The sequence below is a fragment of the Actinocrinis sp. genome (genome assembly GCF_035650855.1).
GTDB lineage: Bacteria > Actinomycetota > Actinomycetes > Streptomycetales > Catenulisporaceae > Actinocrinis.
In genome coordinates this window covers 1-7,544 of sequence record NZ_DASRGV010000146.1, presented here as the reverse complement: position 1 = coordinate 7,544, position 7,544 = coordinate 1, and the positions used below count along the sequence as shown (strand labels likewise).

8 protein-coding genes and 1 pseudogene are annotated in these 7,544 nt (G+C 71.5%); 4 read left to right on the top strand and 5 right to left on the bottom strand.

All coding sequences use genetic code 11. The features are described 5' to 3' along the window. Positions 1–151 precede the first annotated feature (151 nt). Positions 152–838 (bottom strand): response regulator transcription factor, encoded by a 687-nt coding sequence (locus VFB40_RS11400; RefSeq protein WP_324849748.1) that lies wholly within the window; start codon positions 836–838, stop codon positions 152–154. Between the two features lie 127 nt (positions 839–965). On the opposite strand from VFB40_RS11400, the gene VFB40_RS11395 reads away from it, so the two are divergent. After that, on the top strand, positions 966–1,460 hold the full coding sequence (locus VFB40_RS11395; protein ID WP_324849746.1) for a hypothetical protein: 495 nt from the start codon (positions 966–968) through the stop codon (positions 1,458–1,460). 47 nt (positions 1,461–1,507) lie between these two features. Here the strand turns inward: VFB40_RS11395 and VFB40_RS11390 are convergent, their stop codons facing one another. From VFB40_RS11390 to VFB40_RS11375, 4 genes are all read right to left on the bottom strand, one after another. Further along, a complete protein-coding gene (locus tag VFB40_RS11390) occupies positions 1,508–1,726 on the bottom strand; it encodes a ferredoxin (RefSeq protein ID WP_324849744.1) in 219 nt (72 codons plus the stop codon). After that, positions 1,723–3,072 carry an NADH-ubiquinone oxidoreductase-F iron-sulfur binding region domain-containing protein gene (locus VFB40_RS11385; protein ID WP_324849742.1) on the bottom strand — a complete coding sequence of 450 codons (1,350 nt, stop codon included), beginning with the start codon at positions 3,070–3,072 and terminating at the stop codon, positions 1,723–1,725. Before VFB40_RS11385 ends, VFB40_RS11390 begins: the two co-directional genes overlap by 4 nt. A 150-nt stretch (positions 3,073–3,222) precedes the next feature. Then, entirely contained in the window at positions 3,223–4,776 is a 1,554-nt protein-coding gene (locus VFB40_RS11380) for a sensor histidine kinase (RefSeq protein ID WP_324849740.1), read from the bottom strand. Next, the gene (locus VFB40_RS11375; RefSeq protein ID WP_324849738.1) at positions 4,766–5,461 is read right to left on the bottom strand and encodes a response regulator transcription factor; all 696 of its coding nucleotides are present in this window, start codon (positions 5,459–5,461) and stop codon (positions 4,766–4,768) included. The genes VFB40_RS11380 and VFB40_RS11375 overlap by 11 nt, the downstream gene beginning before the upstream one ends. A gap of 186 nt (positions 5,462–5,647) precedes the next feature. On the opposite strand from VFB40_RS11375, the gene VFB40_RS11370 reads away from it, so the two are divergent. The 3 genes and pseudogenes from VFB40_RS11370 to VFB40_RS11360 form a co-directional block, all read left to right on the top strand. Further along, positions 5,648–6,439 (top strand): sulfocyanin-like copper-binding protein, encoded by a 792-nt coding sequence (locus tag VFB40_RS11370; RefSeq protein WP_324849736.1) that lies wholly within the window; start codon positions 5,648–5,650, stop codon positions 6,437–6,439. Between the two features lie 64 nt (positions 6,440–6,503). Next, entirely contained in the window at positions 6,504–7,358 is an 855-nt protein-coding gene (locus VFB40_RS11365) for an ABC transporter ATP-binding protein (protein ID WP_324849734.1), read from the top strand. Continuing rightward, a pseudogene (locus tag VFB40_RS11360) lies at positions 7,355–7,544 on the top strand (ABC transporter permease); the annotation flags it as partial. The gene VFB40_RS11365 and the pseudogene VFB40_RS11360, both read left to right, overlap by 4 nt.

Here is a 7,544-nt window from a genome sequence, read left to right as displayed (position 1 = left end):
GATCTTCAGCAGGGCCAGCGGGATCAAGAACGCGGTGAGCACCAGCGAGGTGGTGGCCAGCACCAGCAACACGAGGCGCAGCCTCATCGGGACCACGTCCCGTTCGCCGGAAGGCTGTGATCCTTGGCCCGGAGCCGCCGCGTGACGGCGCTCATGTCGTGGGATCGACGAGTTTGATGCCGACGCCGCGCACGGTGCGCAGGTAGCGGGGCTCCTGGGCGTTCTCGCCGAGCTTGCGCCGCAGCCAGGCCAGGTGCACGTCGACGGTCTTGTCCGCCCCGCCGTACGGCAGCCGCCAGACGTTGGCCAGCAGATCGCGCTTGGTGACCACCTGGCCGGGGCGGGTGGCCAGGTAGTGCAGCAGGTCGAACTCCTTCGGGCTCAGATCGAGCACTTCGCCGTCGAGCCGTGCCTCGTGGGCGTCGGGGCGCAGCGTCAGTCCGCCCACGGTGATCGTCGGGTCGGGCGGGGTGGCGGCTGCGGCCCGGCGCAGCACCGCGCGGATACGGGCGTCGACCTGCGCGGCACCGAACGGCTTGACGATGTAGTCGTCGGCGCCGATGTCGAGCATGCGGACCATCTCGGCCTCGTCGTCACGGGCGGTGGCGATGATGACCGGCACCGCGCTGACCGCCCGCATCATCCGCAGCGCCTCGCGGCCGTCGAGGTCCGGCAGGCCCAGGTCGAGCAGGACGAGATCTGGCCGGTGCTCCACGACGTGCGCCACCGCCTCCATGGCGGTCGACGCGCTCGCGACGGCGTGCCCGTGTTCCGTCAGCGAGCGGATCAGCGCCCGGCGGATCGCGGCATCGTCCTCAACGAGCAGCAGCTGGGCCATGCCGCCAGACGATAACCTAAGCACGCGCGGCACCTGGAACTCGCGTGGATCCTTGGCTTTCCCTTTGCCCGACCTTAGGGGGTGCGGTAAGAGGTTCATGGGTGTGAAGGGACGTATCCTCGCGAGCGTGTCCGCCTGGCTGGCGGGAGCGGCGGTGGCCACCGGCGGAACGCTGGTCGCCATTTCGTGGATCGGCCAGGGCATCAGCTCGGCGCCAGTGCACGCCCTGAGCGTCGACCAAGTGACCAACGCCTTGGCGAGCATGTCGCCGTCGCCGGACGGCACGAGCGACGAGGGCGCAGGTACCGCCCCGAGCCCGGCGCCCACATCGCCGGGGCCGCCCGCGCCGCATTCCGCGAGCGCCGTCGCGACCACCTCGCCGCCCAGGACCCTCACCTCGGCCGGCGGATCCGTGATCGCCGTGTGCACCGCAGCCGGCGCCTATCTGACCTCGTGGAGCCCGGCCGAGAACTTCCAGGTCGACGAGGTACGGCGCGGACCGGAGCGGGTCGCGCGGGTGGTCTTCCAGTCCGGGACCACCATCGTGTATCTCGGCGTGCTCTGCCAGAACGGGTTGCCCACCGCGTACTCGGGTCACGAGTCGCAGGGGCCTGACGACTGATCCGCTCGCGCCGGGTCCGCAGCGGGCGCGGCGCGCACCGGGCCCGGTCATGCCGGGCGCGCCCGGGTCCGATGGTCCATGATCAGCGCGAGGGTCGGGCAACTGGCGACGGCGCGCTGTGCGTGTGACACCAGGTGCTTCGGCACCTGGCTCTGCTTCAAGATCGGGTATCCCCACGGATCCAGCGTGATCAGCTCCCCCAACAGCTCCGCGCACATCCCGTGCGCGTCGCAGGTGATCGGGTTCACGCGCAGGTGATGGCTCACTGGAACTCCCAGTCGCGTTCGCGGTCGTCGGGCAGGGGCAGCAGCGGAGCGTGCCGGACGCCCTCGCACGGGCGGTCCTCCTCGTGCCAGTAGGCGTCCTGCGCGAACGTCTTCATGGCGCTGCGTACCAGGCCGGTCGCGCCGTCCGGGTGCTTACACGCGCCGCGTCCCTCGATCAGTCCGATCAGCCGCTCGATTCGGCCGATCGCGCGCCCGCGCCCGCCATGGAAGGCCAGCGCCGAGAACTCCTCAGCCAACGCGGGCAGCCCGAATATGCACGGGCCGCACTGCCCGGCGGTCTCCTCGGCCAGGTATTGCACCACACGCGCCGTTTCGGCCAGCGCGCAGGAGCGCTCCGGCAGGGCGATCAGGATCCCGGCGCCCAGCGCGCCGCCGACCGCCCGCAGGTCGGCTCGGGTCAGCGGCGTGTACCAGGCCTCCTCCATCGGGATCCACGTGCCGAAGTAACCTCCCGCCAGCACCGCGACGGCCCGTTCGGCAAGGCCGCCCGCGCGTTGGAAGATCTCGCCGATCGAGGCGCCCAGCTCCACCTCGTACACGATGGGCCGCGCCACGGCGCCGCTGAGCGTGACGAGCGTGGTCCCCGGCGCCGCAGGGGCGCCTGCGGAGCGGAACCAGGCGTCGCCGTGCCGGGTGATCAGCGCGAGGTGGGCCAGCGTCTCCACGTTGTTGACCAGCGTCGGGCGGCCTGCCACCCCGCGCTCGTGCGGGCGGGGCGGGGCGTAGGTCGGCTTGCCGGATCCGCCGTTGATGAACTGCACGATCGCGCTCTGCTCGCTGGAGACATATCGGCCGGGGATGCCGATGAGCTGGATCGCAACGGGGTCGAGGCCGGCACGTTCGCGTTCGGCCAGTGCCCGCTCAAGGTGCTCGATCAGGCGCTGCTCGCTGCGGTGCACGGCCAGGTACGCGGCATCGGCCTGCACGGCGTGGACGGCCAGTGAGATGCCGTCGAGCACGAGGTGCGGCGCCATGCCGAGCAGCACGTGGTCCTTGGCGCTGGCCGGCTCCCCCTCGGCGCCGTTCGCCACGACGACCGCGGTGCGCTTGCCGGTGAGCACCGATCTCATCTTCCGGCCGGTGGGGAACCCGGCGCCGCCGCGACCGGTAAGCCCGGAACGTTCGACCAGCTCGATCAGCCGTTCCGGCCGCACGCCGGCGGCTTGGCCGAGCGGCGTGGGGCCGTGGACCCGTTCGTGTCCGGCGAGATCGAGCGGTCGCCCGGATGCCGCCCCGGCCAGCAGACGCGGCGCCGCGGTGCGGGTTGCTGCGCGTGCGACGGGACTGGCTGTGGCCGGAGCCCGGTTCGGCTGAGTGATCGTCATCGGGAGCACCCTCTGACACGCTGGAGGCCGAGAGGGCTGTGAGAGACACCAACGGGACGCAACGTGCAGCTCCTCCGGTCACCAGTGCTCAATATCGCGATCGGCGCGCCGAACCACGGCACGCGAGTCTTCAGCACAGCGCACCGATTGCTAAGACCTGCCTAAGGAGCCGCTAACGGTGCTCCGCCGATCGGCCGGGCGTCCGCTATGTCCGCGGTTGGCGTGGGCGCCGTGGGGCTGTGGCAGTCGAATTGTGAAGCGGGTGCCGTGTCCGAGTTCTGACACGACCGCGATGGCGCCGCCGTGCGCGACGATCAGCTCCTTGACGACCGCCAGGCCGATTCCGGTGCCGCCGACGGCGCGGCCGGCGCTGCCCCGCCAGAACCGATCGAAGATCCGCGGCAGCTCGTCCGGGGCGATGCCCGGCCCGGTGTCCGTCACGTCGATGCGCACACCGTCGGCCTCCTGCGCGGTGCTGATGGTGACGGCGTCGCCGGGGCGGCAGTAGCGGGCCGCGTTGCTCAGCAGGTTGCCCAGCGCCTGGTGAAGTCGGTCGGCGTCGCCGAATACCGCCGGCGGCTCGGGGTGTAGCCGGGTGCGCACGGTGAGTCCGGCGGCTCGCAGCTGCGGTTCCCGGTGCGCGACGGCCTCTTCGATCAGCCGGTTGACATTTACGGCGGCTGGGTGCAGGGACAGCGCACCGGACTCGGCCTCGGACAGCTCAGCCAGGTCGCCGACGATGCGTCCAAGGCGCAGCGTCTGGTCGTGCAGCGCGGCCAGCTGTTCGACGTCGGGCTTCGCATAGCCGTCGCGCAGCTCTTCCAGTCCGGCCTGCAATGCCGCCAGCGGCGTACGCAGTTCGTGGGCGACGTCGGCGGCCAGGTTCCGCCGGGAGCGCTCCGCGCGGTCCAGGTCCGCGGCCATGGTGTCGAAGGAGCGAGCCAACTCCCCCAGTTCGCCGGGCGCGGACAGCCGCGCGCGGGCGGAGCGGTCCCCGGCGGCGATCGTCTCGGCGGCGCGGGCCACGCGCATGATCGGACGGGTGACCCGGCGGGTGACGTACCAGCTGACCGCGAGGGCGAGGGCCAGGGCGGCGAGCGCGGCGGCGAGCACCCACGGCCAGCTGATCGGCCGTCCGGCATCCGTCGCGGCCGCGAAGACCAGCCGCACCGAACCCACCTGTCGTCCGGCGACAACCACCGCCGCGCTCGCGCTCGGCCCGGTGCCATTCATCGCGCTCATCCCACCCGGACCCATACCAGGCATCGATGATCCACCCATCATTGACGAGGCAGTGGGCGAATACACAGCGGACGAATTCGCAGCGGACGAATAGACCGTGCGGCCAGCCGCGTCCCGGATCGTGAGCGCGGCCCCGGCGGCGTCCGCGATCGTCTGCGCGGCGGCCAGCCGCGCGTCCGTCCATCCGTTCGCGCCGCCATACGCTTCGGCCGCCGCGGCAGCCGCCCGTGCGGCGACGCTCTGGCGGTCGCTCTGCCGCGCCGTGTCGATCCCGCGGTTCGCCGTCACGATCGCGGCGAAGGCGAGCAGCGCTACCGAGGCCAGGGCCACGACGGCGAAGGCTGCGAACAACCGGCGCCCCAGCGGCCCGAGCGTCCATGGGCTGGCCGGCGCGGCAGTGTTCGACGTATCCGGGCTCGACGTATCCGGGCTCGGCATGTCCCCGCGCATCTCAGCGATCACGGTCCAGCCCCAGCCGGTAGCCGACGCCGACGACTGTCTCGACCACCTCGGGGCCGGCCGGGCCGAGCTTGTGGCGCAGATTCTTCACGTGCGAGTCGATGGTGCGTTCGTAGCCGGAGAACTCGTAGCCGAGCACCCGGTTGACCAGCTCATAGCGCGAGTAGACCCGGCCGGGCACGGCGGCGAGCGCGGTCAGCAGCCCCCATTCGGTCGCGGTCAGCTCCACCCGCGCGCCGTCGGACGTGACCTCGTGCCGAGTGTCGTCGATGCGTAGCCGACCGCCGCCGTAGCGGGCCGCCGAGTCTTCGGCCCGGTCGGCTCCTCGCGTGCGGCCCAGGACCGCGCGCACCCGCAGTACCACCTCGGTCGGGCTGAACGGCTTAGTGACGTAGTCATCGGCGCCGAGGCGCAGGCCTGCGACCCGCTCCTCGACGGTGTTGCGCGCGGTGAGCACGAGCACGGGCGTGTGCGCGTGGGCGCGGGCGTGTCGCAGTACCTCGGTCCCGTCCACGTCGGGCAGTCCGAGGTCGAGCACCGCCAAGTCGACCGCGCCGCCGGACAGCAGTTCGATCGCCTGCGCCCCGGAACCGGTGGCCAGCACGGCGAATCCGTCGCGCTCCAGGTAGCGGCGCAGCACGTCACGGATCTGCTTCTCGTCTTCGACCACGAGCACAGTCGCTGCCATACCTCAGGTATACGGGCACCAGCGGCCCATGGATCACCCGCGAAGGTCCCGCACGGGCAGTGCGGAAGGTCCCGACCGTGCTCTCCACACCGTCTCCACACGCACGCCACACTGCTCCCTCAGCGCCGCGGCACGGTGAAGGTGTCGCGCCGGAGCAGCCGGCGCGGACTGAAGGAGCCGAGAACCATGAAGCGCACCACGAAGCTCGCCGCAGTCCTGACCGTCGGCGCGACCACCGCGATCGGCGTCGTCATCGCCACCGGCCCGGTCTCGGCCGCCGCGGGCGGCAACGGCGGCGGATCGACGCGCAACGGCACCGGCGGCTACTCGACCATGATGGGCTCGGGCACCTCCGGACGCGGCGGCATGATGGGCAACCGGAGCGGCAACGGCACTGGAACCGGCAGTGGCATCGGGAGCGGGATGATGGGGAGCTTCGGCGCGTTCAACGGCAACGGCATGGGCACGATGATGGGCCGTGTCCTGGCCAATGCCTCCGGCTCGCGCGTGAGCAGCGCCGAGGCCGCCGCGGCTGCCGACGCGATACCTCCCGGCGCCTCGGTCGACGCCGCCCGCAACCGGCTGACCTTCACCGGCGACACCGTCACGCTCACGCTCGTCGCCGGCGCGGACGAGAAGAACTCCTACACGTTCGAAGCCGCCGGGCTGACGAACCCTCAGATCATCATCCCGGCCGGCGCCCGCGTCACCCTGCGCCTGATCAACGCCGACGCTGACATGGCCCACGGTGTCCTCGTCACGGCGACCAGCGATGCCAACACTTCCTGGATGCCGATGATGACCGCCACCGCGGCGTTCTCCAGCTCGGCTATCTGGGCTCTGGGTGCGGCCGACAGCTCGGGCGCCCCGACCGCTACCACTAGCTTCAGCGCTACCACGCCCGGCACGTACACCTATCTGTGCCCCGTGCCCAGCCACGCCCAGCAGGGAATGTACGGCGCGTTCACGGTGCGTTAGACATCGCGGCCCGGAAGTGTCCGCGCTCTGGCGTGTCTGCCGGGCTTACGGCACTCTGTCTTCCATGACGGAGGGGGACACCGCGATCCGCGTACACGGGCTGGTCAAGCGGTACGGCGATGCGGTCGCGGTAGACGGTCTCGACCTGGAGGTCAGGCGCGGCGAGACCTTCGCGCTGCTCGGGCCGAACGGAGCGGGCAAGACCACGACGACGGAGATCCTCGAGGGACACCGCAGGCGGGACGGCGGCCGGGTCGAGGTCCTGGGTCAGGACCCGCAGACCGCCGGCCGGCGCTGGCGCAGCCGGATCGGCATCGTGATGCAGGAGTCGAGCGACGTCTACGAACTGACCGTCGGCGAGATCGTGCGGCACTTCGCCGGGTACTTCCCACGGCCCCGCCCGGCCGGCGAGGTGATCGATCTGGTCGGACTGGGCGGCAAGGAACGCTCGCGGATCTCCACGCTCTCCGGAGGGCAGCGCCGCCGCCTGGACGTCGCGCTGGGCATCGTCGGCAATCCGCAACTGCTGTTCCTCGACGAGCCGACCACCGGCTTCGACCCCGAGGCGCGCAGGCAGTTCTGGGAGCTGATCCGCGCGCTGCGCACGGCGGGCACCACGATCCTGCTCACGACGCACTACCTGGAAGAAGCCGAACAGCTCGCGGACCGCGCCGCCGTGATCAACCGCGGCCGCATCGTCGCCGTCGACCGGCCGGACCTGCTCGGCGGCCGCAATCTGGCCGCGGCCACGGTCGGCTGGAGCGACCCGCTGGACGGGCCGCGCACCGCCGAGACCGACGCGCCCACCAAGCTGGTCGCCGAGCTCTCCGCCCGCTACGGCGGCGAGGTGCCGGACCTGACCGTGACCAGGCCCACGCTCGAAGACGTCTATCTGCGGCTGACCGAGGGGGACTCATGAGCACGACGCCGGCACTCCCCCGCACCGCCGCCGAGGACGCGCAGCGGCTGCCGTCTGCCCTGCGGCTTGGGCTGCACCGCGCGGACATCGAGCTGCGCCAGTACTTCCGCCAGCGCGACGCGGTGGTCTTCACCTTCGCCTATCCCGTGATCATGATGCTGATCTTCGGGTCCATCTTCAAGGGCG

Excerpts from the sequence above, each read along its gene's own strand:
- VFB40_RS11400 (WP_324849748.1), bottom strand. The coding sequence starts at position 838 with ATGGCCCAGCTGCTGCTCGTTGAGGACGATGCCGCGATCCGCCGGGCG.
- VFB40_RS11385 (WP_324849742.1), bottom strand. The coding sequence starts at position 3,072 with ATGACGATCACTCAGCCGAACCGGGCTCCGGCCACAGCCAGTCCCGTC.
- VFB40_RS11375 (WP_324849738.1), bottom strand. The coding sequence starts at position 5,461 with ATGGCAGCGACTGTGCTCGTGGTCGAAGACGAGAAGCAGATCCGTGAC.
- VFB40_RS11370 (WP_324849736.1), top strand. The coding sequence starts at position 5,648 with ATGAAGCGCACCACGAAGCTCGCCGCAGTCCTGACCGTCGGCGCGACC.
- VFB40_RS11365 (WP_324849734.1), top strand. The coding sequence starts at position 6,504 with ATGACGGAGGGGGACACCGCGATCCGCGTACACGGGCTGGTCAAGCGG.